This is a genomic window from Actinomadura macrotermitis (assembly GCF_009604375.1).
Lineage (GTDB): Bacteria > Actinomycetota > Actinomycetes > Streptosporangiales > Streptosporangiaceae > Spirillospora > Spirillospora macrotermitis.
In genome coordinates this window covers 1,691,656-1,717,631 of sequence record NZ_WEGH01000002.1, presented here as the reverse complement: position 1 = coordinate 1,717,631, position 25,976 = coordinate 1,691,656, and the positions used below count along the sequence as shown (strand labels likewise).

At 74.2% G+C, this 25,976-nt stretch carries 26 protein-coding genes; 9 read left to right on the top strand and 17 right to left on the bottom strand.

Annotation, left to right across the window (positions count from 1 at the left end):
- The first annotated feature begins 44 nt into the window (after window positions 1–44).
- Window positions 45–1,055 (top strand): SAM-dependent methyltransferase, encoded by a 1,011-nt coding sequence (locus ACRB68_RS20070; protein ID WP_328594457.1) that lies wholly within the window; start codon window positions 45–47, stop codon window positions 1,053–1,055.
- Here ACRB68_RS20070 and ACRB68_RS20065 read toward each other — a convergent pair.
- Genes ACRB68_RS20065 through ACRB68_RS20055 form a run of 3 tightly spaced genes read right to left on the bottom strand, consistent with a single transcriptional unit; the run spans window position 1,031 to window position 4,315 of the window.
- Window positions 1,031–2,239: a cytochrome P450 gene (locus ACRB68_RS20065; protein WP_153534306.1), complete on the bottom strand. Its 1,209-nt coding sequence runs from the start codon at window positions 2,237–2,239 to the stop codon at window positions 1,031–1,033. The two genes, ACRB68_RS20070 and ACRB68_RS20065, sit on opposite strands and share 25 nt — an antisense overlap.
- 19 nt (window positions 2,240–2,258) lie before the next feature.
- Entirely contained in the window at window positions 2,259–3,791 is a 1,533-nt protein-coding gene (locus ACRB68_RS20060; RefSeq protein ID WP_153534304.1) for a PH domain-containing protein, read from the bottom strand.
- Window positions 3,788–4,315 (bottom strand): PH domain-containing protein, encoded by a 528-nt coding sequence (locus tag ACRB68_RS20055; RefSeq protein WP_328594455.1) that lies wholly within the window; start codon window positions 4,313–4,315, stop codon window positions 3,788–3,790. Before ACRB68_RS20055 ends, ACRB68_RS20060 begins: the two co-directional genes overlap by 4 nt.
- Window positions 4,316–4,591: 276 nt before the next feature.
- Between ACRB68_RS20055 and ACRB68_RS20050 the strand changes: the two genes are divergently transcribed.
- Genes ACRB68_RS20050 through ACRB68_RS20040 form a run of 3 tightly spaced genes read left to right on the top strand, consistent with a single transcriptional unit; the run spans window position 4,592 to window position 7,002 of the window.
- Window positions 4,592–5,740, top strand: coding sequence for an NADH-quinone oxidoreductase subunit D (locus ACRB68_RS20050; RefSeq protein ID WP_153534300.1), 1,149 nt, complete (start codon window positions 4,592–4,594; stop codon window positions 5,738–5,740).
- Between the two features lie 47 nt (window positions 5,741–5,787).
- Entirely contained in the window at window positions 5,788–5,982 is a 195-nt protein-coding gene (locus ACRB68_RS20045; protein ID WP_153534298.1) for a hypothetical protein, read from the top strand.
- Window positions 5,983–5,988: 6 nt separating this feature from the next.
- Window positions 5,989–7,002, top strand: a complete 1,014-nt coding sequence (locus ACRB68_RS20040; RefSeq protein ID WP_153534296.1) for a hypothetical protein — start codon at window positions 5,989–5,991, stop codon at window positions 7,000–7,002.
- On the opposite strand, the gene ACRB68_RS20035 is transcribed toward ACRB68_RS20040, so the two are convergent.
- From ACRB68_RS20035 to folP, 5 genes are read right to left on the bottom strand one after another with little or no spacing between them, the layout of a single operon-like run.
- Entirely contained in the window at window positions 6,992–7,465 is a 474-nt protein-coding gene (locus tag ACRB68_RS20035) for a DUF3180 domain-containing protein (RefSeq protein ID WP_153534294.1), read from the bottom strand. The genes ACRB68_RS20040 and ACRB68_RS20035 overlap by 11 nt on opposite strands.
- The gene (gene folK / locus ACRB68_RS20030; protein ID WP_153534292.1) at window positions 7,462–8,040 is read right to left on the bottom strand and encodes a 2-amino-4-hydroxy-6-hydroxymethyldihydropteridine diphosphokinase; all 579 of its coding nucleotides are present in this window, start codon (window positions 8,038–8,040) and stop codon (window positions 7,462–7,464) included. Before folK ends, ACRB68_RS20035 begins: the two co-directional genes overlap by 4 nt.
- The gene (gene folB, locus ACRB68_RS20025) at window positions 8,037–8,402 is read right to left on the bottom strand and encodes a dihydroneopterin aldolase (RefSeq protein WP_153534290.1); all 366 of its coding nucleotides are present in this window, start codon (window positions 8,400–8,402) and stop codon (window positions 8,037–8,039) included. The genes folK and folB overlap by 4 nt, the downstream gene beginning before the upstream one ends.
- A complete protein-coding gene (locus ACRB68_RS20020; RefSeq protein WP_153534288.1) occupies window positions 8,399–8,815 on the bottom strand; it encodes a nuclear transport factor 2 family protein in 417 nt (138 codons plus the stop codon). The genes folB and ACRB68_RS20020 overlap by 4 nt, the downstream gene beginning before the upstream one ends.
- Window positions 8,816–8,873: 58 nt before the next feature.
- Window positions 8,874–9,731, bottom strand: a complete 858-nt coding sequence (folP, locus tag ACRB68_RS20015; RefSeq protein WP_407924293.1) for a dihydropteroate synthase — start codon at window positions 9,729–9,731, stop codon at window positions 8,874–8,876.
- Window positions 9,732–9,877: 146 nt separating this feature from the next.
- On the opposite strand from folP, the gene ACRB68_RS20010 reads away from it, so the two are divergent.
- Together ACRB68_RS20010 and ACRB68_RS20005 are read left to right on the top strand one after the other, a co-directional pair.
- A complete protein-coding gene (locus tag ACRB68_RS20010; protein ID WP_328594451.1) occupies window positions 9,878–10,444 on the top strand; it encodes an RNA polymerase sigma factor in 567 nt (188 codons plus the stop codon).
- Window positions 10,437–11,627 carry a CU044_5270 family protein gene (locus ACRB68_RS20005; protein ID WP_153534284.1) on the top strand — a complete coding sequence of 397 codons (1,191 nt, stop codon included), beginning with the start codon at window positions 10,437–10,439 and terminating at the stop codon, window positions 11,625–11,627. The genes ACRB68_RS20010 and ACRB68_RS20005 overlap by 8 nt, the downstream gene beginning before the upstream one ends.
- A 129-nt stretch (window positions 11,628–11,756) precedes the next feature.
- Here ACRB68_RS20005 and folE read toward each other — a convergent pair whose 3' ends face one another.
- The 6 genes from folE to dacB all read right to left on the bottom strand — a co-directional run bounded on the left by folE (window position 11,757) and on the right by dacB (window position 18,902).
- On the bottom strand, window positions 11,757–12,350 hold the full coding sequence (gene folE / locus ACRB68_RS20000) for a GTP cyclohydrolase I FolE (protein WP_153535182.1): 594 nt from the start codon (window positions 12,348–12,350) through the stop codon (window positions 11,757–11,759).
- 44 nt (window positions 12,351–12,394) lie between these two features.
- Window positions 12,395–14,398, bottom strand: coding sequence for an ATP-dependent zinc metalloprotease FtsH (ftsH, locus tag ACRB68_RS19995; RefSeq protein ID WP_153534282.1), 2,004 nt, complete (start codon window positions 14,396–14,398; stop codon window positions 12,395–12,397).
- Window positions 14,399–14,696: 298 nt separating this feature from the next.
- The gene (gene hpt / locus ACRB68_RS19990; protein WP_328594450.1) at window positions 14,697–15,260 is read right to left on the bottom strand and encodes a hypoxanthine phosphoribosyltransferase; all 564 of its coding nucleotides are present in this window, start codon (window positions 15,258–15,260) and stop codon (window positions 14,697–14,699) included.
- A gap of 55 nt (window positions 15,261–15,315) precedes the next feature.
- Window positions 15,316–16,332 carry a tRNA lysidine(34) synthetase TilS gene (gene tilS / locus ACRB68_RS19985; RefSeq protein ID WP_328594449.1) on the bottom strand — a complete coding sequence of 339 codons (1,017 nt, stop codon included), beginning with the start codon at window positions 16,330–16,332 and terminating at the stop codon, window positions 15,316–15,318.
- Between the two features lie 16 nt (window positions 16,333–16,348).
- Window positions 16,349–17,464: a zinc-dependent metalloprotease gene (locus ACRB68_RS19980; protein WP_153535176.1), complete on the bottom strand. Its 1,116-nt coding sequence runs from the start codon at window positions 17,462–17,464 to the stop codon at window positions 16,349–16,351.
- A gap of 127 nt (window positions 17,465–17,591) precedes the next feature.
- Window positions 17,592–18,902, bottom strand: a complete 1,311-nt coding sequence (gene dacB / locus ACRB68_RS19975) for a D-alanyl-D-alanine carboxypeptidase/D-alanyl-D-alanine endopeptidase (protein WP_328594448.1) — start codon at window positions 18,900–18,902, stop codon at window positions 17,592–17,594.
- Between the two features lie 219 nt (window positions 18,903–19,121).
- Between dacB and ACRB68_RS19970 the strand changes: the two genes are divergently transcribed.
- Window positions 19,122–19,613, top strand: coding sequence for an inorganic diphosphatase (locus ACRB68_RS19970; protein ID WP_153534280.1), 492 nt, complete (start codon window positions 19,122–19,124; stop codon window positions 19,611–19,613).
- 114 nt (window positions 19,614–19,727) lie between these two features.
- Here the strand turns inward: ACRB68_RS19970 and ACRB68_RS19965 are convergent, their stop codons facing one another.
- The 3 genes from ACRB68_RS19965 to ACRB68_RS19955 all read right to left on the bottom strand — a co-directional run bounded on the left by ACRB68_RS19965 (window position 19,728) and on the right by ACRB68_RS19955 (window position 22,611).
- Complete coding sequence (locus ACRB68_RS19965) at window positions 19,728–20,477, bottom strand: coiled-coil domain-containing protein (protein WP_153534278.1); 750 nt, start codon at window positions 20,475–20,477, stop codon at window positions 19,728–19,730.
- A gap of 120 nt (window positions 20,478–20,597) precedes the next feature.
- On the bottom strand, window positions 20,598–21,734 hold the full coding sequence (locus ACRB68_RS42090) for an RNA polymerase sigma factor (protein ID WP_194293373.1): 1,137 nt from the start codon (window positions 21,732–21,734) through the stop codon (window positions 20,598–20,600).
- A 184-nt stretch (window positions 21,735–21,918) separates the two neighbouring features.
- Window positions 21,919–22,611 (bottom strand): nuclease-related domain-containing protein, encoded by a 693-nt coding sequence (locus tag ACRB68_RS19955; RefSeq protein ID WP_153534273.1) that lies wholly within the window; start codon window positions 22,609–22,611, stop codon window positions 21,919–21,921.
- Window positions 22,612–22,724: 113 nt separating this feature from the next.
- On the opposite strand from ACRB68_RS19955, the gene ACRB68_RS41405 reads away from it, so the two are divergent.
- Both ACRB68_RS41405 and ACRB68_RS19945 read left to right on the top strand, forming a co-directional pair.
- Complete coding sequence (locus ACRB68_RS41405; protein ID WP_235959454.1) at window positions 22,725–23,570, top strand: helix-turn-helix domain-containing protein; 846 nt, start codon at window positions 22,725–22,727, stop codon at window positions 23,568–23,570.
- Complete coding sequence (locus ACRB68_RS19945; protein WP_328594445.1) at window positions 23,567–25,948, top strand: VIT domain-containing protein; 2,382 nt, start codon at window positions 23,567–23,569, stop codon at window positions 25,946–25,948. The genes ACRB68_RS41405 and ACRB68_RS19945 overlap by 4 nt, the downstream gene beginning before the upstream one ends.
- Window positions 25,949–25,976 lie beyond the last annotated feature (28 nt).

The following is a 25,976-nucleotide window of genomic DNA, read 5'->3' as shown; positions in this document are numbered from 1 at the left end:
ATCGGCCGCAGGGATGGGCCGCGAAGGGCGGTAACGTCACTGCCGTGGCGGCGTGGGCGACCTGGCGTACCGCGATGGAGCGGGCGCTGTACGGCGAGGGCGGTTTCTACCGGCGCGGGGAGCGGCCCGCCGAGCACTTCCGCACGTCCGTGCACGCCTCGCCGCGGTTCGCCGGCGCGGTCGCCCGGCTGCTCGCCGAGGTGGACGACGCGCTCGGCAACCCCGCCCGGCTGGACCTGGTCGACGTCGGCGCCGGCTCGGGCCGGCTGCTCGCGCACGTCCTGGAGGCCGCCGATCCCGCGCTGGCGGCCCGGCTCGCCCCGGTCGCGGTGGAGATCGCGCCGCGCCCGCCGGACGTCCCGGCCGCGGTGCGCTGGCGCGCGGACCTGCCCGAAGCGGTCACCGGCCTGGTCATCGCCAACGAGTGGCTCGACAACGTGCCGCTGGACGTGGTCGAGCAGACCCCCGCCGGCCCCCGCACGCTGCTGGTCGACCCGGCGACCGGCGCCGAGCGGCCCGGCCCCGAGCCGTCCGCCGCCGAGCTGGCGTGGCTGGAGCGCTGGTGGCCGCTGCGCGAGCCGGGCGACCGCGCCGAGCTCGGCGCGCCGCGCTGCGCCGCCTGGGCGGCGGTGATCGGGCGGCTGGAGCGCGGCGTGGCCGTCGCGATCGACTACGCGCACGAGCGCGCCGCCCGGCCCGTCTACGGGACGCTCACCGGCTACCGCGACGGCGCGACGGTGCCCGCCGTCCCCGACGGCTCCTGCGACGTCACCGCGCACGTCGCGCTGGACGCCTGCGCCACCGCCGGGGAGCGGGCGGGCGCGGACGCGACGCTGCTGACCACCCAGCGCGCCGCGCTGCGCGGCCTCGGCCTGTCCGGCGCCCGCCCGCCGCTGGACCTGGCCCACCGCGACCCGCGCGGCTACCTGGCGGCGCTCTGCGCGGCGGGCGAGGACGCCGAGCTCACCGACCCGGCCGGCCTCGGCGGCTTCGGCTGGCTGGTCCAGGCGGCCGGCGTCCCGCTGCCGGCTCAGATCTCCACGTCGAGGCCCTGAAGGCCGCGCAGGACGTAGCCGGGCTTCCACTTCGGCTCGGCGGCCAGGCGCATCCCGGGCGCGGCGCGCAGGAGCGCGCCGAGCGACTCGGCCATCTCGATGCGGGCGAGCGGCGCGCCGAGACAGTAGTGGATGCCGAGCCCGAAGGAGATGTGCGGGTTGGGGTCGCGGGCCACGTCCATCCGCGCCGGGGCGGGGAACACCTTGGGGTCGCGGTTGGCGGACGCGAACTGCAGCGCCACCTCGGCGCCCTTCGGGATGTGCACGCCGGCGACCTCGATGTCGGCCAGCACCCACCGCTCGAACATCGGCGCGGGTGTGTCGTAGCGCAGCATCTCCTCCACCGCCGTCGGGACCAGCGCGTGGTCGGCGCGCAGCCGGGCCAGCTCGCCGGGGTTGCGGAACAGCGCCCACCAGCCGTTGCCGGTGGCGTTCACGGTCGCCTCGTGCCCGGCGTTCAGCAGCAGCACGCAGGTGCCGACGAGCTCGTCCTCGGTGAGCCGGTCGCCCTCGTCGGCGACCTGGGCGAGGGCGCTGATCAGGTCGTCGCGCGGGTCGGCGCGGCGGGCCCGCGCCAGCTCCCGCAGGTATGCGGAGAACTCCACCGCGGCGCGCACCGCGGTCTCCTGCGCCTCCCGCGACGGGTTCAGCTCGTACATGCCGCAGATGTCGGCCGACCAGGGCCGCAGCAGCGCCCGGTCGGACGCGGGCACCCCGAGCATCTCGGCGATCACGTTCACCGGCAGCGGCTCGGCGACCTCGGCCAGCAGGTCGCCGCCGCCCCGCGCGGCCAGCCCGCCGGCCAGCTCCTCGGCCAGCGACCGGACCATCGGGCGCAGCCCCTCCACCATCCGCGCGGTGAACGCCTTGGCGACCAGGCGCCGCAGCCGGGTGTGCACGGGCGGCTCGACGTCGAGCATCCCGGCCCGGACCAGGTCCCAGAACGGGCGTAGGAACTCCGGTTCGGCGGTCTGCCCGAACTCCTCGTGCGTGGCCAGGTGCAGGTAGGAGCGGCCGAGGCGGCGGTCGCGCAGCAGCACGTCGACGTCGGCGTACCGGCTGATCACCCACTGGCCGGTCGGCTCGTGGAAGAACACCGGGTCGGTCTCCCGCAGCCGCTCGAACGCGGGGTAGGGGTCGGCGACGAACTCAGAGGACCACGGGTCGTACAGGTTTTCCGTCATGCCCGACAATATGCCCCGGTCAGCGGGCCCAGCGCGCCTTCTCGCCGCCCGCGCGGCGCGCCGCGCGCGCCCGCCGCGCCGTCGACTCCACGATCGCGCGCGCCTCGCCGAGGTCGCGGTCGGCCGCGGCGACCCGGACGGGACCGGGCGGCGCGTCCACGTGCACGGTGGCCAGGCCGAGCAGCCGCTGCAGCGGGTTGACGGTGAGCCGCACGCTCTGCGCGCGGGCGTGCGCGATCACGTCGGTGCGGCGGCCCGGCCAGCCGTGCCGGGACACGAAGATCGCGTCGTCGGTGCCGGCGCCGTCGGCCCGGTCCAGCGCGATCGCCTTGGCCGACGCGGGCAGCAGCGCGACCGCGTCCACGTTGGTGCCCGGGAAGATCTGCGACATCAGGTACAGGCAGACGTGCCGGGGCGCCACCGGCAGCAGCACCGACGACAACGCCTGCCGCTCGCCGGCGTACCCGGCGACGGTGACCTCCAGCCGGGCCCACCCGATCGCCCGCCACAGCGCCGGCTCGACCAGCCCGATCGCCTGCACCCGGCCCGGCGGGACCGTCTGCATCCGGGTCTCCAGCAGGCCGTAGCGCAGCCGGACGCCGTCGGGCGACATCGCCACGGTGAACCCGGCGTACATCACCATCGGCGCGAACACCGCGCGGATCAGGCCGAGCAGCGCCGGGACGGCGACCGCCAGCATGCCGCCCTCCCTGAACAGCAGCATGTAGATCAGCGAGACGAAGAACAGCACGATCGTGGCCAGGACCGGCAGCCGGAACACCAGCGAGCCGAGCAGCGCGCCGAACGACAGCCGCCACAGCGGCCGCTCGGGCGCCTCGGGGGTGTGGCCGGGCAGCCCGGCGGCGCGCGCGAGCAGCTCGGCGCGCAGCTGCTGGGCGGCGCCGCGGCCGAGGTAGCGCAGCACGATCTCGCTCTGCTCGCCGCCCGCCAGCTCCACCCGCACCTCGGTGAGCGCGAAGATCCGCGTCATCAGCGGCCGGACCAGGTCGATCGCCTGCACCCGCGACAGCGGGATGCGGCGCGCGCGCTTGCGCAGCACGCCGTTCTCCACGACCAGGTCGTCGCCGTCCACCCGGAACCGCACCGCGAACCAGCCCCACAGCGCGGCGCCGGTCGCGACCATCATGAACGGGACGGTCACGACCAGGAAGCGCAGCAGCACCTCGGGGGCGTCCAGGAAGCGGGCGCCGTTCTCGGTGCGGGTCAGCAGCAGCGGGAAGCCGAGCAGCGCGAAGTAGATGACCATGAACACGAACGCGCGGAGCGGGATCGTCGCCCAGTGCAGCCGGTGCGTGCCCTCGGAGAACCGCACGGGCGGCGGCGGCTGCGGCAGGTAGCCGTAGGGCTGCTGCGGCGGGCCGTACTGCGGCGGCGGATAGTGCGGCGGCATGAACGTGGGCCGCGGGGGGCCGTAGCCGGGCCGCGGCGGGCCTTGGCCGGGCTGCGGGGGCCCGTACCCGGGCGGCGGCGCCGCGTGGGGCGGACGCTGCCCGTAGGGCCCGTAGGGGCCGGGAGCGTACGGACCGCTCATAGCCCCATGCTCCGCTCCTCGCCCTTCTGGGCGAGCCGGTCGCGCAGCAGGGAGGCCTCGGCGGCCGGCAGGCCCGGGATGCGGGCGTCGGTCGCGGCGGCGGCGGTGTGCATCCGCACCGTCGCGACGCCCATCCACCGCTCCAGCAGCCCGGCGGTGACGTCGACGAACTGCATCCGCCCGTAGGGGACGACGATGAGGCGCCTCACGAACACCCCGTGCGTGACGATCAGGTCGTCGGCGCGCTCGGCGTACCCGTAGGACCGGTACGCCAGCTCGGCGACGATCCAGGCCAGCACGGTGCCGAGGACGACCAGCGCCACCCACAGCAGCCCGCCCGCCGCGCCGCCGCCCTGCGCGAACACGAACGCCCCGACGGCGGCGACGGGCACCGCCCACACCGCCGCCATGATCCGCCGCTCCCACGGGTGGCGCCGCGACAGCCGCATCCAGTGCAGGCCGCTGCCGGGCTCGAACGCCTGGTCCGCCGCGTACTCGGGCCGCTGGGGGTAGGCGTGCGCCACCGGCGGGCCCGCCGGTACGGGACCGGCCGGCACAGGTCCGGCCGGCGCGGGGCCGTCCTGCACGAGGCCGTCCGGTACGGGGACCGCCGGAGCCGCCGGTCCGGAGGGCATCGGCCCCGCAGGCGGCTCGTGGGGTGATTCGCCATGGGTTGCGTTCATTGCCCCCTAGTCAACCGGAAAAGCGGCATGGTTCGCCATGGGACGATGAGCAGGTGATCGCAGGAGGGCGCGTATGAGCACCGGGTGGGCGCGCGGGCTCTGGACTGAGGAGCGGCCATGAGCACGGAGCGGATCGTCGGCATCGGCGCGGGGGCCAAGGAGCTGGCCACCGAGGACATGATCCTCAACATCGGCCCGCAGCACCCGTCCACGCACGGGGTGCTGCGGCTGCGGCTCGCCCTGGACGGCGAGCGCATCCGCTCCGCCGAGCCGATCGTCGGCTACATGCACCGGGGCGCCGAGAAGCTGTTCGAGGTCCGCGACTTCCGGCAGATCATCGTGCTGGCCAACCGGCACGACTGGCTGTCGGCGTTCTCCAGCGAGCTCGGCGTGGTGCTGGCGGTGGAGCGGATGCTCGGCATGGAGGTGCCCGAGCGCGCGGTGTGGGCGCGCACGCTGCTGGCCGAGCTGAACCGGGTGCTGAACCACCTGATGTTCCTCGGCTCCTACCCGCTGGAGGTCGGCGCGATCACCCCGATCTTCTACGCGTTCCGCGAGCGCGAGGAGCTGCAGCGGGTCATGGAGGAGGTCTCCGGCGGCCGGATGCACTACATGTTCAACCGGGTCGGCGGCCTGAAGGAGGAGCTGCCGCTCGGCTGGGGCGAGCGGGTCCGGCACGCCGTGGCCGCGGTCCGCTCCCGGATGGACGACATCGCCGACCTGATCATGGGCAACGAGATCTTCCGGGCCCGCACCCGGGGCGTCGGCGTGCTGTCGCGCGAGCAGATCCTGCAGTACGGGGTGTCCGGGCCGATCGCGCGGGCGTCCGGCGTCGACTTCGACCTGCGCCGCGACGAGCCCTACCTGGCCTACGGCGAGCTGGACGTGCGCGTGGTCACCCGCGCCGAGGGCGACTGCCTGGCCCGGTTCGAGTGCCTGCTGGACCAGGTGCACGCCTCCCTGGACCTGGCCGACGCCTGCCTGGACCGGATGGCCGACCTGCCGCCGGGCCCGATCAACCAGCGGCTGCCGAAGGTGCTGAAGGTCCCCGAGGGCCACACCTACGCCTGGACCGAGAACCCGCTCGGCCTGAACGGCTACTACCTGGTGTCGCGCGGCGAGAAGACGCCGTGGCGGATGAAGCTGCGGTCGGCGTCGTTCAGCAACATCCAGGTCCTGTCGGAGATGCTGCCGGGCACCCTGATCGCCGACATGGTGGCGATCCTCGGCTCGATGTTCTTCGTGGTCGGCGACATCGACAAGTGAACCGAGGGGCTCCTTCCCGCATCCCATGCATGACGGAAGGAGCTTTTATGACCCAAATGTCCCCCGAGCCCGCCTGGACGGCCTGGGAACAGCCCGCGCCCGCCGGCGGCGGCCGGCGCAAGACCGTGGTGCTGTCGCTCGCCATCCCGGCGGCGGTGCTGACCGTCCTCATGGCGGCCGTGATCGCGTTCCTCATCCTGACCGACCCGGCCAACGCCGCCGGCGCCTGCGGCGGCGGCTGACCCCTCATGACCGCTCCCGCCACCGTCCCGGCGCCGCCGCCGGTGTTCCGGACGCTGCGCCGCACCTGGCTGGCGGGCACGATCCTGCTCTCGCTCGGGGCGTTCGCGGCCGCGATCGCGCTCGCCCCGGCGGCGGCGGACGGGCCCGGCGCGGCCCTCGGCGCCCTGCTGTTCCTCGGCTCGTCGGTGCACGTCGCCTCGACGGCCTGGTTCTACACGCTGCCCGAGATCCGCGCGCACGCCCGCGCCCACCCCGGCCGCTACGTCATCGCCCCGGCCGCCCTCATCGCCGGAACGGCCGCCGCCGCCGCGGTCGTCCCTTACAAGCACCTCGAATGGGCCCTGCTGGCCTACTTCGCCTGGCAGTTCTTCCACTTCCAGAAGCAGAACCTCGGCATGGCCGCCCTCGCCGGGGTCTCTCAGCGCAGCGGCTCGGTCGCGCGGTTCGAGCGCCTCGGCATCGTCGTCGCCGGGGTCGGCGGCATCGCGGGCCTGATCAGCCACCCCGAACTGCTCCAGCTCGGCGTCGACCCGCGGCTGCGCTTCCTGTTCCCGGCCGCGCTCGCGGTCTTCGCGGCGGGCGTCGGGATCGGCCTGTACGGCCTGGCGCGGCGGCAGGCCCGCCCGCCCGCCTTCGTCGCGATCTACCTGATCTCGCTGCTGTTCTTCGCGCCGGTGTTCGCGTTCACGTCCCCCTACGCGGCCGTCGCCGGCCTGACGATCGCGCACGGCTACCAGTACCTGCTGATCGTCGGCCTGCTGGCGGGCGCGCCGCGCCCCGGCCGCCGCCCCGGCACCGGCCTGACGATCATGATGACGGTGGGCGTCCTCGGCGGCATCGCGCTCGCCCAGGCCGCCCACCTGCACGGCTCGCCGGACGTCCTCGGCCGCGCCCTGTACGGCGCCTACCTCGGCGCGGTGATGGCGCACTTCGTCATCGACGCGGGCCTGTGGCGGCTGCGCGACGAGTTCCCCCGCCGCTTCCTCACCGCCGGCATCCCCTACCTGATCAAGCCCTAGAGACGCCCTGGCCGTGCTCCTCGTCCTCGGGGTCTTTCGGGACCCGGCAGGCGTACTCCAGGAAGAACGCCGCGCCGACCAGGACGAGCGCGGCCAGGCCCGTCCCGCCGCTGACGAAGAAGTCGTGCCGGGGCGTCGGCTTGTCCAGCGCGCCGCCGAGGCTGAGCGCGAACCCGGCGAACACCCCGGCCAGCACCGCCGCCGCGTGCGCGCTGGCCTTGCCGAACGCCGCCATCCGCGCCACCGCCAGCGGCTCCACCCGCCGCGTGCCCGGCTTGTGGCGGATGCGGCGCAGCACGTTCACCCCGGCGACGACCTCGCCGAGCGCGAGCAGCAGCAGCGTCGGGACCGCCGTCCACGGCAGCGGCGGCAGCGACAGGTACGCGGTGCGCACCACCGCCCAGGTGATCACCGCGACGACGGCCACCAGGGCGAGCAGGAACCCGGGCTTGGAAGGTCTCATGCAGGATGCTGGAGGGTCAGGTCGTCCCGGCGGGTCACACCGCCCGCGGTCCGCAGCGGCCCGGCCAGGTCGCCGACCCGGCCGTGGCCCGGCAGCAGCACGTCGGGCTCGATGTCGGCCCACGGCACGAGCACGAAGGCCCGCTCGTGCGCGCGCGGGTGCGGCAGGGTGAGGTGGGGGTCGTCGGAGGTCACGTCGCCGAACAGCACGATGTCGATGTCCAGCGTGCGCGGGCCCCAGCGGACCTCGCGCACCCGGCGCATCGAGTTCTCGATGTTCAGCACGCGCTCCAGCAGGTTCTCCGGCGGCAGCCTGGTGTCGGCGACCAGCACGATGTTGAGGTAGTCGCCCTGGGCGGGCAGCTCCTCGCCGGGCGGCGCGAACGGCGCGGTCTCGTAGACCGGCGACACCGCGACGAACGTCAGGCCCGGCGCGTCGAACAGCGTGTCGATGGCGTCCTGGATGTTCTCCAGGCGGTCGCCGAGGTTGCTGCCGAGCGAGAACACGACCCGGTGCTGGACGAGCATGTGGCCGCCGGTCGCGGTGCGGTCGGGCATGCGGTCGGACGCTGTCATGGGCGACTCCTCCTGATCTTCACGGCGACGTCCGTGAAGGGATGCGGCACGGGGGCGCCCGGCTTGTGCACGGTGACTTCCGCCTCCGCCACGTTCGGGTCCTCCAGACAGATCTTCGCCAGCCGGTCCGCCAGCGTTTCGATCAGATCGACCGGCTCCCCCTCCACCACGGCGACGAGCCGGCTCGCGAGCGATCCGTAGTCGACGGTACGCGAAAGATCGTCGGACGCGGCGGCGGGACGGGTGTCCAGCCCGAGCGCCACGTCCACCACGAACTCCTGGCCGAGCTCGCGCTCGGCCGCCAGCACCCCGTGCCGGCCCCGGGCGCGCAGCCCGCTCAGTTCGATCCGGTCGAGAGTCATTCTTCCTCTGCGCTGTTGAGAATGGGTGAACCGTGGTGGAGCAGCAGCCGCCATTCCCCGCCGTCGCGGACGAACACCTTGGTGGCCACGATGCTGCCCCCGGCGAGGAACCCCTCCTCGCTCTCCTCGTCGGCGGTGAGGACGTTCTCCTTGCACGTGACCACGGCGTGGTCGCCGTAAACGTCGGCCTCGACGTCGGTCAGCACGAACTGGATGTAGGTCGTGTTCGCCATGATCAGCGCCCAGGACCGCAGCACCTCGTCGCGGCCCCGCAGCATCGGCCAGCCCGGGTGCACGCAGCTGACCCCGGCGGCGAACGGGCCGTCGGCCCACAGGTCCGCCATCCGGTCCAGGTCGCCGGCCTCGAACGCGGCGTAGAACGCCGCGTGCGCCTCGTCCAGATCCTTGCTCAACCGGCGTCCCCCGCTCGTCCGCGAGGCGCCCCTGCGGCGCCGCGCCCGTCCGTCCCGCTCAACCCGAGCCCTCCCGGACCGCCCGCGCCACGCGGACGGCGTCGGCGTTCGGCCGGACCCGGTGCACCCGCACGCACCACGCGCCGGCGGCCGCGGCGAGGGCGGTGACCGCGACGGTCGCGTCGTCGCTGCCGGCGAACGGCCGCGGCGTGCCGTCCGGGCCGGCCAGCAGCCGGCCGAGGAACCGCTTGCGCGACGCCCCGACCAGCACCGGGTGGCCGGTGCCGGTGAGCGCGTCCAGGTGCGCCAGCAGCGCCCAGTTGTGGCCCTGCTCGGGGCTCTTGGCGAAGCCGAGCCCCGGATCCAGCACGATCATCGACGGGTCGACGCCCGCGGCCAGCACGGCGTCCACCCGGCCGAGCAGCTCGGCCCGCACCTCGGCGACGACGTCGGCGTACACCGCCCGGCTCTGCATGTCGTGGCTGTGCCCGCGCCAGTGCATGACCACGTAGGGGACGCCGGCGGCCGCCACCACGCGCGCCATCGCCGGATCGGCCAGCCCGCCGCTCACGTCGTTGACCAGCCGCGCCCCGGCCGCGACCGCGGCCTCGGCGACCTCGGCCCGCATCGTGTCGACGCTGACCGGCACGCCCTCGGCCGCCAGCGCCCCGATCACCGGCACGATCCGCCGCAGCTCCTCGGACTCCGAGACCCGCTGCGCGCCCGGCCGGGTGGACTCGCCGCCCACGTCGACGATGTCGGCGCCCTCGGCGACCAGGTCCAGGCCGTGCCGGACCGCCTTGTCGGCGTCGAACCAGGCGCCGCCGTCGGAGAAGGAGTCGGGGGTCACATTGACCACGCCCATCACCAGGCACCGCCCTGGCGCGGGCATCCCGGGAACGACGGCACTGGTCATGCACCAACCCTATTCCTTCCCGGCACCCCCTCCGCAGGGGGTGCAACCGGGGAGCGGCCTGCGGGAGAGAGGAGGGTGTCAGCACCCCCGGCATCGAAGGAAGCATCCATGAAGGGACACACCGGCCCATGCCCATGGCGAGAGCAGTGAGCCAGACCGGGGAGGCGCCGGACGACGCCAAGCTCGTCGCCGCCTCCCTGGACGATCCCGAGGCGTTCGGCGAGCTGTTCCGCCGCCACGCGCCCCGGCTGCACGCCTACATCAAGCGGCGCCTCGGGCTCCCTCTCGCCGACGACCTGGTGTCGGAGGCGTTCGCCATCGCGTTCCGGCGGCGCGCCAGGTACGACGGGCGGGCCGAGTTCGGCGCGTGGCTGTGGGGCATCGCCGGCACCCTGATCGCCCGGCACCACCGGCAGGAGAGCCGCATGTACCGGGCCTACGCCCGGACCGGCGTGGACCCGGCCGAGGAGGGCCTGGCCGAGGCGGCCGGCGACCGGCTGGCGGCCGCCGCGCTCGGTCCCGCCCTCGCCCGGGCGCTGGCCTCACTGAACGCCAAGGACCGCGACGCGGTGCTGCTGCTCGCCTGGGGCGAGCTGTCCTACGCCGAGATCGCGGCGGTCCTGGACCTGCCGCTCGGCACCGTCAAGGCCAAGATCCACCGAGCCCGGGCCAAGCTCCGCAAGGCCCTCCCCGAGGAGAACGACGATGCGTGAGATCGAAGCGCTGCGGCAGATGCGCACCGCCCTGGCCGAGCAGGAGCACCCCGACCGGCTCGCGATGCGCGCCGGCTGGCGGCCCGGCGGCCCGGCGCCGCGCGCCCGCCGCGGCTGGCGGCTCCCGGTGGCCGGCCTGCTGGCGACGGCCACCGTGGCCGCGGGGTCGGCGGCCGTCCTGTCCCTGACCCCGGACGAGGACGCGGGCACGGGCGCCCCCCAGCCCGGCGACGTGCTGCTGGTGGCCGCCACGAACGCGCTGAAGGCGCGGACCGGCAAGTACTGGCACACCCGGCGCATCGACGGGACGATCTACGCGGTCGGCCGGACCGCGGCGGACCACTACAAGATCGAGGCCAGGCAGGGGTACGAGACCTGGGTCGACCCGGCCGGCAGGGGCTACCCTTCCTCGGACGACCTGCCCGCCCGTCCGTGGACCCCCGAGGACATGCGGAAGTGGCGGAAGGCGGGGGCGCCTTCGCAGGTGCAGATCCCGTCCGGGGACGGGTCGGCGCCGATAACGCTGTTCATGAAGCCCTCCCCTGCGCAGGGCCGGAAGTTCAGCAAGGGCTGGCACTCCGGCTCGCGGTTCTACAACCTGCCGATCGCGCGGCTGGCCCAGCTGCCGACCGAGCCCAAGGCGCTGGAGAACGCCCTGCTGGACCTCAGGGGCGACTGGCACGCCTACTCCAAGCAGGCCACCGAGGAGCCCCTGCGGGCCCTGCGCGGCCCCGAACGCGTCCGGGCGCTGAGCGATGTCCTCGGCGACCTGCTGGCCCGCCAGCCCGCCCCCGCCAGGGTCCGGGCGGCGGCGTTCCGGCTGCTCGCCGGCCTGCCCGGTGTCCGGGCTGAGGGACGGGCGGCCGACCCGCTCGGCCGCACCGGCACGGTGGTCTCCCTGCCGCTGGAGACCACGATCCCCCTCGGTGTCTTCAGCGCGCCCAAGCAGCTCGGCACCTACCGGCGGCAGTGGATCATCGACCCCGGCACCGGGACGCTGCTGGCCATCCGCGACCTGGTGGCCAGGCCGCCGCACGGCTCCCGGGCGCTCCCGCCCGGGGACGACGGCAGGCCGCGCCGCCTGACGGTCGCGACCCAGCCCGACCGGTTCCACAAGCCCGGCGAGGTGGCGGCCTACGAGGTGTTCGAGGCCGCCGGCTGGACGGACACGGCCCCGAACTGACCGGCCCCGCCGGCCGGGTCGTCCGCCACCGCGACGGGCCGGCCGCGCCGTCGCCCCTGCCGGGGTCGCAGGGCGGGAAACGCGGAGCGGGGCGGCACCGTGAGGTGCCGCCCCGCTCCGCTGGTCGTTCTAGGAGCCCAGGATCAGGCTCATCGCCTCCGCGCGCGTCTCGGGGTGCTCGCGGAAGTCGCCGCGCACCGCCGAGGTGATCGTCTTCGCGCCGGGCTTGCGCACGCCGCGCATCGTCATGCACAGGTGCTCGGCCTCGATCACCACGATCGCGCCGCGCGGCTCCAGGATCCGCATGATCGAGTCGGCGACCTGGCTGGTCAGCCGCTCCTGCACCTGCGGCCGGCGGGCGAACACGTCCACCAGCCGCGCCAGCTTCGACAGCCCCGTCACCTGGCCGGTCTTGTTCGGGGTATATCCGACATGCGCCAAACCATGGAAGGGCACCAGATGGTGCTCACAGGTCGAATAGACCTCGATGTCCTTGACCAGGACCATCTCGTCGTGGTGGGCCTCGAAGACCTTGTTCAGGACGTCCTCGGGCGTCTGCCGCAGCCCCGCGAACTGCTCGGCGTAGGCGCGGGCGACGCGGGCGGGGGTGTCCAGCAGGCCGTCGCGGTCGGGGTCCTCGCCGATCGCCAGCAGGATCTCGCGGACGGCCTTCTCGATGCGCGCGTGGTCGATGCCGGCGGCCAGCGGGGACGGCCCGGTCAGGGCCGCCTCCGCGGGCTCGTCGTCGTACAGGTGGGACAAGGGGATCAGCTTTCGCCCTCGGCCGCGTCGACCGCGTCGGAGGCCGTGGCGCCCTGCCCGTTGCCCTTGCTGAGGTCCGCGACGTCCTGCGGGCCCATCAGCGCGAGCTCCTTGGGGGTGAGCACCGGCGGCCGGTCCGACGGCAGCCGCTTGCCGTAGCCGGTGTAGGACTTCTGCAGCGGCCGCTTGGTGATCGGCGCGAAGATCTCCAGCACCTGGTCCTTGGAGAGGGTCTCCTTCTCCATCAGGTTGATCACCAGGTCGTCCAGGACGTCCCGGTACTCCACCAGGATCTCCCAGGCGGCGTCGTGCGCGGCCTCGATGTAGCGGCGGACCTCGTCGTCGATCGCCGAGGCGATGTCCTCGGAGTAGTCGCGCTCGTGGCCGACGTCGCGGCCGAGGAAGACCTCGCCGGCGCCGGTGCCGAACTTGCGGGCGCCGAGGCGCTCGCTCATGCCGTACTCGGTGACCATGTTGCGGGCGATCGAGGTGGCCTTCTCGATGTCGTTGGCCGCGCCGGTGGTCGGCTCGTGGAACACCAGCTCCTCGGCCGTCCGGCCGCCGAGCAGCATGGCGAGCTGGTCGGTCATCTCCGAGCGGGTGGTGAGGAACTTGTCCTCCATCGGCAGCGTCATCGTGTAACCGAGGGCGCGGCCGCGCGGCAGGATCGTCACCTTGTGCACGGGGTCGGCGTTCGGCAGCGCGTGCGCCACCAGCGCGTGACCGCCCTCGTGGTAGGCGATGATCTTCTTTTCCTTCTCCGACATCACCCGGGTCTTGCGCTCGGGGCCGGCCATCACGCGGTCGATGGACTCCTCGAGGGTGTCCATGTCGATCAGCTTGCGGTCGAAGCGGGCGGTGAGCAGCGCCGCCTCGTTGATGACGTTGGCCAGGTCGGCGCCGGTGAACCCGGGGGTGCGGCGGGCGATGACGTCCAGGTCGACGTCGGGCGCGAACGGCTTGCCGCGGCCGTGCACGCGCAGGATGCCCTTGCGGCCCTCCAGGTCGGGGCGGTCCACGGTGACCTGGCGGTCGAACCGGCCCGGGCGCAGCAGCGCCGGGTCCAGGATGTCGGGACGGTTGGTGGCGGCGATCAGGATGACGCCGCCCTTGACGTCGAAGCCGTCCATCTCGACCAGCAGCTGGTTGAGGGTCTGCTCGCGCTCGTCGTGGCCGCCGCCGAGCCCGGCGCCGCGGTGCCGGCCGACGGCGTCGATCTCGTCGATGAAGATGATCGAGGGCGCGTTGGTCTTGGCCTGCTCGAACAGGTCGCGCACGCGCGAGGCGCCGACGCCGACGAACATCTCCACGAAGTCCGAGCCGGAGATCGAGTAGAACGGCACCCCGGCCTCGCCGGCCACGGCGCGGGCCAGCAGGGTCTTGCCGGTGCCGGGCGGGCCGTACAGCAGCACGCCCTTGGGGATCTTGGCGCCGATGGACTGGAACTTGGCCGGGTTCTGCAGGAAGTCCTTGATCTCCTCAAGCTCTTCCAGCGCCTCGTCCGCGCCCGCCACGTCGGCGAAGGTGGTCTTGGGGGTGTCCTTGGTGATGAGCTTGGCCTTGGACTTGCCGAAGTTCATCACGCGCGAGCCGCCGCCCTGCATCTGGTTCATGATGAACAGGAAGATCAGCACGATGACCACGATGGGCAGCAGGCTGAACAGCAGGTTCATGATGAGGCTCTGCTTCGGAACCTCGACGTTGTAGCCACCGGTCAGCTTGCCGGCGGTCGCCTGCTGCTGGAGCTGGTTCTGCAGCTGGATGCCCTGGCCGTCCACCCACGAGGCCTGCTGGCGCTTGCCGTTGGTGAGCGTGACCTCGATCCGCTGGTCCTTGTCGATGATCTTGGCGGATCTCACCTGGCCCGCGTTGATCTCCTGGACCACCTGGGAGGTGTCGGCCTTGTCGAACGAACGGCCGGGGTTGACGCTCCACATGACGAGTGCGACCAGAAGGCCGAACAGCAGGATCCACAGCAGCGGCCCGCGAAAATAGCGCTTCACGTCCATGTATCCGGTAACCCCTACGGGGCCCGTCCCTCCTGACAACGTCTGTTTGGCGATCCTCGCCCGTCCGCTGGGGGACGGGCGCCACTGCGAACCGGGTTCGGTTGCTCAGTCGGCGGATCCGTGTAGGCTCCCCGGCCTCTGTACCCGGGATATCGACGGTACACCGCTGAATACAGGGGATGCAGCCAGCGCCGATCCCCTGATCCCGTTCGATATACCCGTCGACGATCCTTGCAACGATTCGTGGCGGTGTTATGTTCCCTGCCCCATGAACCCCCCTTGTACGGGAGTCCGCAGGTCAGGAGCCGGTACCGCCGTACACGTGCGGGGCGAGCGTGCCGACGAAGGGCAGGTTGCGGTACTTCTCGGCGTAGTCCAGGCCGTAGCCGACAACGAACTCGTTCGGGATGTCGAACCCGAGGTAGCGGCAGTCGATCTCGGTCTTGACCGCCTCGGGCTTGCGCAGCAGCGCGCAGATCTCCAGCGACGCCGGGCCGCGCGAGCGCAGGTTGCTGATCAGCCACGACAGGGTGAGGCCGGAGTCGATGATGTCCTCGACGATCAGCACGTGCCGGTCGATGATGTCGGTGTCCAGGTCCTTCAGGATGCGCACCACGCCGGACGACTTGGTGCCCGAGCCGTAGGACGACACCGCCATCCAGTCCATGGAGGCGGGCGTGTGCAGCGCCCGCGCCAGGTCCGCCATGATCATGACGGCGCCCTTGAGCACCCCGACCAGCAGCAGGTCCTTGCCGGCGTAGTCGGCGTCGATCTGCGCGGCCAGCTCGCGCACCTTGGCCTGGAGCTGGTCCTCCGGGATCAGCACCTTCGACAGGTCGGCGCCCAGGTCCTTCTCGTCCACGATCCCACCCTCTGAGACATACACAGCGACGTACCCGGCGCGCGCCGCAAGACGGTCACTTGTGGTGACGGCGCGCGTGCGGCATGGCTTCGGCCGGGCCGAACTGCAGCCTTTCACACCGCCGGAAGGCGCGGAGACCCCCCGGCAGGTCGACGTGCCGTTGCCCGCGCCATGCCGTGACCAGCCGATCCACCTCATCGACATGGACGGCCGCGAGCGTACCCGGTGGGCTGCCCGCTTCGACCGCCGCGGTCCGCAGAACGCGGGTGCGGACGGCGCGCGGGAGGGCGGCGAGGGCGGTCACGTCGAGGCCGTCGTCGCGGGTGGCGCCGGCGAGGGCCTGCGCGGCGATGGCGTCGAGGGCGTCGGCGTCGTCGCGCAGCAGCCGGGCCGTGCGGGCCAGGGCTTCGGCCACTCCCGGGCCGAGGCTTTTCTCCAGTGCGGGCAGGGCTTCGTGGCGTACGCGGACTCGCGTGTAGGCGGGGTCGTCGTTGTGGGGGTCGTCCCACGGTTCGAGGCCCATCGCCAAGCAGGCGCGGCGCGTTGTGGCGCGGTCGAGGCCCAGCACGGGCCTTTCGTAGCGGACCTGCGCGCGCGCGAAGGATGGCGGCATCCCGGCCAGGGAACGGGCTCCGGAACCCCGCGCGAGGCCGAGCAGCACCGTCTCGGCCTGATCGTCGCGCGTGTGACCGAGGAGGACCGCGGAGGCCCGCAACCGGGTCGCAACTGTGTCCAACGCCTCATAGCGCGCGTCACGCGCGGCGTTCTCAGGGCCGCCTTCCGTCCCCACGGTCACAGCGACGGACCCGGCGGGGTCCAGGCCCAGGTCGGCCAGGGTCCGCACGACCTTGTCCGCGCGCGCGCCGGAGCCGTCCTGCAGACCGTGGTCGACGGTGACCGCTCCAGCAGGACGTCCCGAGCGCGGCGCCTCGAACGCCAGCGCGCCCGCCAAGGCGAGGGAGTCGGCGCCGCCGCTGCACGCGGCCAGCACCATCTCCCCCGGCGGCAGCGCGGCCAGCGTCCGCCGGACCGCCACCCGGACGGCCGCGACCGCCGGGTCGGGCCCGGTCACCGTGCCCCGCGGCCGGTCAGGCGCCGTTGGCCTCGGCCGGCGGCACGTCGATGGCGCGCGGCCCGACGACACGGTCGATCCACAGCGCCGGCTCCTTGATCTCCGCGTGGGTGGGCAGCGTCTCGGGCGACCCCCAGACCTTGTTGAAGTCGGCCATGCCGACCTCGGTCACGACCTGCCGCACGAACTTGGACCCCTCGGCGTACTGCTTCATCTTCAGGTCGATGCCGAGCAGCCGCCGGATCGTCTTGTCCAGCCGGGAACCGCCGTCGCGGCGCCCCTGGAACTTGGACCGGATCTGCTGCACCGACGGCACGACCTCCGGCCCGACGGCGTCCATCACGTAGTCGCCGTGGCCCTCGGCGAGGGTCATGACGGCGGTCAGCCGGTCCAGGATCTCGCGCTGCTCGGGCGTCTGGATCGCGTCGATCAGGTTGCCCTCGCCGCCGCGGAACGCGTCGGCGACCACGTCGGCGGCGTCGCGGATGCGCTCCAGCATCGCGCCCGGGTCCAGGTCGGAGGCCAGCAGGAACTTCGTCATCTGGTCCTGCACGTACTCGCGCAGCCACGGCACCCCGGTGAACTGGGCCCGGTGCGTCTCCTCGTGCAGGCACACCCACAGCCGGAAGTCGTGCGGGTCGACGCCGAGCTCCTGCTCGACGTGCACGATGTTCGGCGCGACCAGGGTGAGCCGCCCGGTCGGCGCGCGGCCGTCGGGGTCGGGCGGCAGGAACAGCTCGTACTGCCCGAGCACCCGGCTGGCCATGTAGGACAGCAGCACCCCGACCTGCGCGCCGGTCACCCGCGACCCGACCGCCTGCACCACGACCCCGGCGGGGCCGCCGCTCAGCGGTCCGGAGCTGCGGCGCTCCTGCAGCTGCTCCATCAGCGGCTCCAGCACGACCCGGAACCCGTCGACGTTGGCGCGGATCCAGCCCGGCCGGTCGACGATGGTGGCCGGCGCCGGATCGAGCTCGGTGTCCATGCCGGTGAACTCGCGGACGTGGCCGTGCGCGAGGCGCGACAGGTCGCGCAGCTCCGCGACGACCTCCCGGGCCTCGTCGTGGCTCACCTGCGGCCCGGGGCGGACGAGCCGCGTGCCCGTCTGGACGGCCACATTCCAGTCGATCATCGAGGCGCTCATGTACTCCACCGTACGTTTCCGACGTGGCGCCGTGGGCGCCCTGCACGATCGTCCAACGAACGACCGTTCTGGTTATCTCCCGTACGGCACCGGCCACACGCCCCGGCCGGACCCATCACCCGCAGCCGCAGGAGGCGACGGCGGCGGCGAGCCGGTCCAGCCGGCCCGGGTCGACCGCGCCCTTGCCGTCCCCGGCCATGAACGCGAACGCCAGCATCCGCCCGTCGGCGTCGACGGCGAGCCCGGCGAGGGTGCTGACCCCCGCGAGCGTGCCGGTCTTGGCGCGGACCACGCCGGCCCCGGCCCGGCTCTGCGGCACGTCGTAGCGGCTCTTCAGCGTCCCGGTGAACCCCGCGACCGGCAGCCCGGTGATCGCCGCGCGCAGGCCGGGGCGGTCCGGGGACGCCGCCAGCGCGACGATCCGGGCCAGCGCGATCGGCGCGATCGCGTTGCGGGTGGACAGGCCGCTGCCGTCGTTGACCGTCACCCCGTCCGCGACGCCGAGGCCCGCCAGCACACTGCCGACGGCCTGCGCGGCGCCGGCGAACGACGCGGGCCGCCCGGTGCGGATCGCGACCTGCCGGGCCATCGCCTCGGCCACGTCGTTGTCGCTGTCGGTCATCAGGTGCTCCACCAGCGCCGCCACCGTCGGCGACCGCACCTGCCCGAGCACCGCCGCGCCCTGCGGCGCCCGCGTGACGCGCCCGGCCTCGGCGGCGACGCCCGCGCGCGTCAGCAGCGCCGCGAACTGCGCGGCGGCGGCCGCGGGCGGGTCGGCCACCCGGGTGTCGTGCCCGGAGTCGTCGGGCGAGACGCGGCCCTCGTCCACGGTGAGGGCGCTGACCGGGGCGAGCTCGCCGTCCGGCAGGTAGTTGTCCTTCCACCCGTAGGCCGTGGGCGGCCCCTGGTAGGCGGACACGTCGTAGTCGACGCGGGCCTTCCGCACGCCCGCGCCCTTCAGCGCCGCGGCGGTCTGCGCGGCCAGCCCGGCGAGCGACGCGTAGGGCGGATGTCCCGCATCGGGCCGCGCGGGACGGGCCGTCAGGGTAGGATCCCCGCCTCCGACCAGCACGATCCCGCCGCCGGTGCCCCGCACCACCCGGGTGGTGATCCGGTGCTCCGGGCCGAGCGCCGCGAGCGCGGCCACCGAGGTGGCCAGCTTGGTGGTGGACGCCGGGGTCGCCGGCTCGTCCGCGCGCTGCTGGAACAGCGGCCGCCGGGTGACCGCGTCGATCACCACCGCGTTGGTCTTCGCGCCGCCGGGCTCGGCCAGCAGCGCCGACAGCCGTCCGGCCAGCACCGACGCGTCCGGGATGCGGGCGGCCGCCGGGTCGGCCGCGGGCAGCACGGCCGCGGTGCGCACCGCGTCGTGCGCGGCGACGGCCGGGGGCTGCGGGGACAGGCGCCGGGAGGGTGTGAATTTCACCACTGCCGCCCCGGCGCCGGCACTGAAAAGATTGAGGAGGGACAGCGTGATCATTGCTAGGGTGCGGGCCTGCATCGGCGCGTGAACGCCCCTCTCCTGCTCAGCACTCACCAACGTGCGACATCCTTGTACCAGGGAACCCACCCTGTGGGGGTCGGCCTCACCCGCACGGACTCCCGAAGACTATTCACTGCGAGCGCGCAGGGAGCGGAGGACATCTTGGATTTCGACGTCACCATTGAGATCCCGAAGGGCCAGCGGAACAAGTACGAGGTGGACCACGAGACCGGTCGCATCCGCCTCGACCGGATGCTGTTCACCTCGACCCAGTACCCGGCCGACTACGGGTTCATCGAGGACACCCTGGGCGAGGACGGCGACCCGCTGGACGCGCTGGTCCTGCTGCAGGAGCCGACGTTCCCCGGTTGCCTCATCCGCTGCCGCGCCGTCGGCATGTTCCGGATGACCGACGAGGCGGGCGGCGACGACAAGGTCCTGTGCGTCCCGGCGACGGACCCGCGCAGCGAGCACCTGCGCGACATCCACCACGTGCCGGAGTTCGACCGCCTGGAGATCCAGCACTTCTTCGAGGTCTACAAGGACCTGGAGCCCGGCAAGTCGGTCGAGGGCGCCAACTGGGTCGGGCGTGTCGAGGCCGAGCTCGAGGTGGAGCGCTCGCGCAAGCGCGCCGCCGACAAGGGCGGCCACTGACGGCTGAGGCCGAGTCCGCGAGGCGGCGACGATCCGCTCCCCGCCGTCCGCGGCGTGGCGATCGCAGGACCCTCCCGTGATCAGCGCGGGAGGGTCCTCGCGCGTCCGGGCCGCTCACCCGGCGGGGCGGGCCGCGCCGATCGCCCCGGCCCGCGCCGCCTCGCCCTGCCCTGGCCGCCATGCGGCCGGTGTGGCGCGCGCGCTGCCGGGGCGCCGTCCCGGACCGCGTTTGTGCGCTTCGATCCGCTGCAGCGCGGCCCGCCGTTCGGCGACGGCGCGATGCGCCGCCTTCTTCGCCTTCGCCGCGCGTTCCGTCGCGGCCTGCTGCTCTCTCAAGCTCTCCTCGGCCTGCCGCCGGAACAGCTCGGCGACGTTCCGGGCCGCCTGGAGGTCCTGCATCGCCCCGGCCCGGCGGCGCGCGAGGATCTCCACCAGCGCCGCCCGGTCCATGAACGCCTGCGGGCCGTCGTTCCCGCCCGCCAGGACCGTCCAGGCGCTGTAGCCGGTGTCGCCCTTATAGGCGCCCGCCGCGAACGCGGCCATGGCGGCCTGCGCCTCCTGCACCCGCCGCGCGGCCTCGGCGAGCCTTCCCTGGATGTCGGCGTAGGACGCGCGGGCGCGCTCCAGCTTCACCAGCTCGCCGTGGTAGCGCTCCACGGCGGATTCCGCCTTCACGGCGAGCCGGTCGAGTTCCCCGTCGGCCTGCGCCGGCATGGCCGCGACCCGGGCGCCGGCGTCCCGGACGATCGGTGCGGGCTCGCGCGTCCGGGCGGACGCCCCGGGGCCGGACACGGCGGCGGCGGCGCACGAGGAGAAGACCGCCAGGCGCAGCACCACGCGACGGCCGTCCGGTGATGGGAACACGTTCCTCCCCCATGTCACCTACATGAAGTATTCAATCGGCGACTCAGAGTAGTTGACAGGGGTGACATTCCGAACGCGCGCCGCCGGACGTCCGCGAAAGGCGCCCGGCCGGAGATCCGATCACCCGCCGGGAGGCGGCGCCTCCGGGCTCGGCCCGCTGCCGGAAGGCGACGGAACCGGTGAAGCGGTCAGCGAGGGCGCCGGCTCGGGCGAAGGCGCCCGTGAAGGGTCGGGGCTGGGGTGCGGCGGGACCGTCCGCGCCGGCCACACCGGCTTCTTGCCCGGGGACGCCTCGCCGGGCCGGTCCGAGGCCGGCGTCTCCGGCCGCGTCTCCAGCGGGGAGGCGGCCGGGTCCGGCGACGCGGCGGGCCGGGGACGCCCGGCCACCGGCAGGTTCTCCCCGAAGGTCCCCCGGAAGGGCGGCGGCGACACCACCGTGTCCGGCTCGCCGGTGGTCGCCGTCCGGACGCCCTCGCTCTCCGGGGCGGCCGTGTGCCGGTACACGGCCGCCCCGACGCCGAGCAGGAGCACCGCGACGGCGACGACCGCCACCGCCACGCCCGGAATCCGGCGCCTCTGCGGCGCCTCCCGGGGCGGGCACGGGAAGCCGTCCTCGCCGAGGCCGGTGACCCTGGTGGCCACGAACGACCGGCGCCCGGCCAGCTCTGGATCGGCGGAGCACGCCACCACCTCGGCGCGCAGGTCCGCGGGCGGGCCGGGCACCGGCAGCGCCGCGAAGACCTTCCCGGGCGCGACCCGGCGGGACCGCTCCTCCTCGCCCCGCGCGAGCAGCGCGGCCAGCCCGGCCTGCGCCGGCTCCAGGCGGCCGCGGACCTGCTCCTCGGGCACCTGGAGCACGGCGGCGATCTCCTCCGGCGGCAGCCCGTGCAGGAACCGCAGCTCCAGCAGCTCCCGGTCGGGCGGCGGCAGCGCATTCACCGCCTCCCAGGCCTTGCCCTGCCGCACGGTGGAGGCGCGGACCTCCTCCGGCGTCCGCTCGCCGTCGGCCATCTGGCGCGCGCACTCCTGCCGGGCGAGGGCGTACAGCCACGCGCCGAGGCGGCGGGGCTCGCGCAGCCGCTCGACGTGCGCCTCGGCGACGATCAGGGCGTCGCGCAGCGCCGCCCGGGCCACGCCCCGGTCGCGCGTGCGGAACCAGCAGAACGCGTGGAGGCGTTCGCCGTAGGCGTCGTACACCGCGGCCACGGCGCCGGGGTCGCGGGCGCGCAGCGCACGGACGAGGATGTCGTCGTCCATGGCAGAAAGGTAAAGCCTCCCGGCCTCTTTTAGCGGCATTTCAAAAATATCGAACGGGTCACCCGACACTTGGCCCTATTAAAGAAAAATGACCCACTTGCCGGAATTAGCCGGGAAGCCGCCACCAGCCAACTCTCCGCTGCGCACCGGATCAGGCACACAGGGCGAAGGCCCTTAATGGCCCTCAGGAACGCATCACCGGAAAGACTCGCGCCGCCGCGTCGGCAATGGTGGCCACCTGCTCGGCGCTGAAAACGGCCCGCCGTTCCGCGACCTCTCCCGCGACCTCCTTGACGGGCAGCAGGAGCACGTCCCCGTGGCGCGTCCCGCCCCGCGGCCCCTGAGCACCGTGCACCGCGACAAGGGGGACGACCGTCAGCTTGTAGTCGAGTTCCGCGGACAGCAGTGCGGCGACCGACGCCCCTATCCGCGCGGCGACCTCCGCCGCCCGGCGCTCCTGCTCCCCGCGCGTCCGCGCGAACCGGCGCCGATGCCGGCTCGCGATCACGTACACGCCGGTCAGCCCGATGACGAGATGGTCGATGTTGGTGGCCGCCCCCGGCAGCGCCCGGTCGTGCAGCACGCGGTACCCGGCCGGATCGAGCCGGGCGAGCCGCCGCCCGGTGGCCCGTTCGGCACGTGCCCCCTGCCGCCATCCGCTCATCGGGCCCGGCCGCGCCCACATGCAGGCCGCGTGCCCGGCGAACACCGCGACGGCCGCCGCCGTCCCGGCCGTCCAGCCGCCCAGCCCGGCCGCGACCACGCCCGCCCCGGCGGCCACCAGCGCGCGGACCAGCAGGCGCTCCCTGCGGTGCTCCGCCACCAGGGCGCGGTACCGGGCCCGGGCCGAGGCCCCGGCATCACCCCTGCTCCGCACCGAACGCCCCCTCCCCGACGAGCCCAGGGTGCGGCAGCCCGGCCCGGCCTTCAAGGACTTTGACCGTCTCGAAAACATTGACACTGTAACGATGACAGTGTCATCATCGACTCATGGACGTCACCTGGACCATCGGCGAACTGGCCGAGCACGCCTCCGCGGCCCTGGCCGACGGCGCCGCCGGCCGGCTCAGCGGACGGGTGCGCGACCAGCCCAACGAACGCCTGATCCGCTGGTACACCACCATCGGCCTGCTCGACCCGCCCCTCGGGCGCCGCGGCCGGGTCGCCCTCTACGGCCCGCGCCACCTGCTCCAGCTCGTCGCGATCAAACGCCGCCAGGCCCTCGGCCGCTCCATCGCCGAGATCCAGGTCGAACTGACCGGCGCCACCGACACGACCCTCGAACGCATAGCCGCCCTGCCTCCCACCGCACCGAGCGGCACGCCCCCGACCAGCGATGCGCCGGCCGGGCAGCCCAGCGCGCCCGCTCCCCGCCGCGCCGCAGCCGGGAGCGCCGCCAGCAACACGCCCGCAAACCCGACCACCGGCACCACACCCCCGACCGAGAGGTCCGGCGGCTCACCCGGCACACCGACCGGCGCCTCAACCGGCCAAGCACCCGAAGCCCGCGAACCCCAAGCCGGCGAATCCCAAGCCGAGCGGGCGCGTTTCTGGGCGAGCCGGCCCGACGTGTCCTTCCCGAAGCTGCCGGTGGCCCTCGGGGGCGAGAACCCGCCCGCCGCCGGCCCGTCCCTCGTCCAAGGCGTCCGGCTCGCCCCGGACGTCACCGTCCTGCTGGACGGCGCCGCCCTGTCCCCCGACGACCTCGCCGCCATCGAGGAGGCGGCCCGCCCTCTCCTGCACGAACTGCGCCGACGCGGCCTGATCGCCTCTCCGCCCCCCACCGACGCCCACGCCCACCCTCCGTCCGACGCCACAGCCGGGAGGCCACAGTGACCGTGCTCATCAGCCCACTCCCCGAGACCGCGACGCCCCCGGCCCCCGACGGCGGGCTGGGCGCGCTCAGCACCGATCAGGGGAACCTGCCCCTCGACTCGGTCGACGTGCAGGCCGACATCACCGGCCTGGCCGCCCGCATCCGGCTCGTCCAGGGGTTCCGCAACCCCTTCGACGTCCCGCTGGAGGCCACCTACGTCTTCCCGCTGCCCGACCGGGCGGCCGTGACCGCGCTGCGCATGGAGGCGGCCGACCGGACCGTCGACGGCGTGCTGAAGGAGCGCGGGCAGGCGCGCCAGGACTACGACGCCGCCATCGCCGCAGGGCGGCGCGCCGCGATCGCCGAGGAGGACCGGCCCGACGTGTTCGGCATGCGGGTGGGCAACATCCTCCCCGGCGAGCGCGTGACGATCACCCTCACCCTCACCCAGCCGCTGCCCTACGAGACCGGCGACGCCGGCGGCGCGGCCACCTTCCGGTTCCCGCTCGTCGTGGCGCCGCGCTACATCCCCGGCGCCCCCCTGCCCGGCGAGCAGGCCGGCCCCGGCACCGCCGCCGACACCGACGCGGTGCCCGACGCCTCGCGCATCAGCCCGCCGGTCCTGCTGCCTGGCTTCCCGAACCCGGTGCGGCTCTCGGTCACCGTGGACGTCGACCCGGCCGGGCTGCCGCTCACCGAGATCCGCTCGGCCCTGCACGTGGTCACCGAGGAGCGGGCCGGCGACCGCGTCACGGTCCGCCTGCAGCCGGGCGAGCGCCTGAACCGCGACTTCCTCCTGCGCCTCGTCCACGCCCCGCACGAGACGTCCGCGCTCTCCCTGGTGCCCGACGAGACGGGCGAGGAGGGCACCTTCTCCCTCACCGTGCTGCCCGCCGGCGAGCAGCGGCCGCGCCCGCGCGACGTCGTGCTCGTCCTCGACCGCTCCGGCAGCATGCAGGGCTGGAAGATGGTCGCGGCCCGCCGCGCGGCGGCCCGGATCGCCGACACCCTCACCGGCGACGACCGCTTCGCCGTGCTGTCCTTCGACCACGTCGTCGAACGCCCCCGCGACCTGCCCGCCGGCCTGCACCCCGGCACCGACCGCAACCGCTTCCGCGCCGTCGAGCACCTGGCCGCCGTGGACGCGCGCGGCGGCACCGAGATGCTCGCCCCGCTCGCCGAGGCCGCGTCGCTGCTCACCGACGCCGGCCGCGACCGGGTGCTGGTCCTCATCACCGACGGCCAGGTCGGCAACGAGGACCAGCTCCTGGCCGAGCTGGCCCCGCGCCTCGGCGGGGTGCGCGTCCACACGGTCGGCATCGACCGCGCGGTGAACGCCGCGTTCCTGCGCCGCCTCGCGGGCGGCGGCAGCTGCGAGCTGGTCGAGTCCGAGGACCGGCTGGACGAGGCGATGGAGGGCGTGCACCGCCGCATCGGCGCGCCCCTGGCCACCGGCCTGTCCCTGCACGCCGACGGCCTGCGCGTCGACCCGGAGACGGTGGCGCCCCGGCGGCTCGGCTCGCTCTTCCCCGGCGTCCCGCTGGTGATCACCGGCCGCTACCGGGGCGCGCCCGCGGGCACGCTGACCGTGCGCGGCACGACCCCGTCCGGCACGCCCTGGGAGCAGCGGGCGGCCGCGGCGACGGCCGGCAACCCGGCGCTCACCGCCCTGTGGGCCCGCGCGCACCTGCGCGACCTGGAGGACCGCTACACCGTCTCCGGCGGCGACGACCTGGAGAAGCGCATCATCGACACGTCCCTGCGCTTCTCCACCCTCTGCCGCTTCACGGCGTTCGTCGCCGTGGACGAGCGCACCGTCACCGACGGCGGGGCGCCGCACCAGGTCGTCCAGCCGGTCGAGCTCCCCGACGGCTGGGCCGCGCCGGCGGCGCCGATGGCCGCGCCCATGATCGCCCAGAGCGCGCCGATGCCCGCCCCGGGTGCGCCGCCGATGGCCGCCTACGGCGGCGCGGTGCCGCGCCCCGCGCCCGCCGGCCGTCCTCGCATGGGCGGCGCGGCCCGCGGCAGCATGCGCGCCCCCTCCGGCGGAGCCCCGGACTTCGGCGGCGGCCCCGTCCCCGCGCCCGAGCCTGCCTCCCCGCCCAAGCCCGCCGCCGACGAGCCCCGCCGCCGGCTGGCCGCCGAGCTGGAGCGGCTCCCCCGCGTCCCGGTCGCCGACCGTGCCGCCCACCTGGTGGACGTCGTGCTGCCCCTGCTGGAGTCGGTCGCCCCCGCACTGCCGGGGTCGTCGCCCCTGGCCGCGCTCATGGCCGATCTCCAGGCCCTGCGGCACACCCCGCAGACCGACGTCACCACGCTGTGGGACCGCACCGTCCAGGTCCTCACCGATGTCACCGCACCCCCGGCGAAGCGCGCCTTCTGGAAGCGCCCGCGATAGCCGAAGGCCCGGCGCACCGTCACCGGTG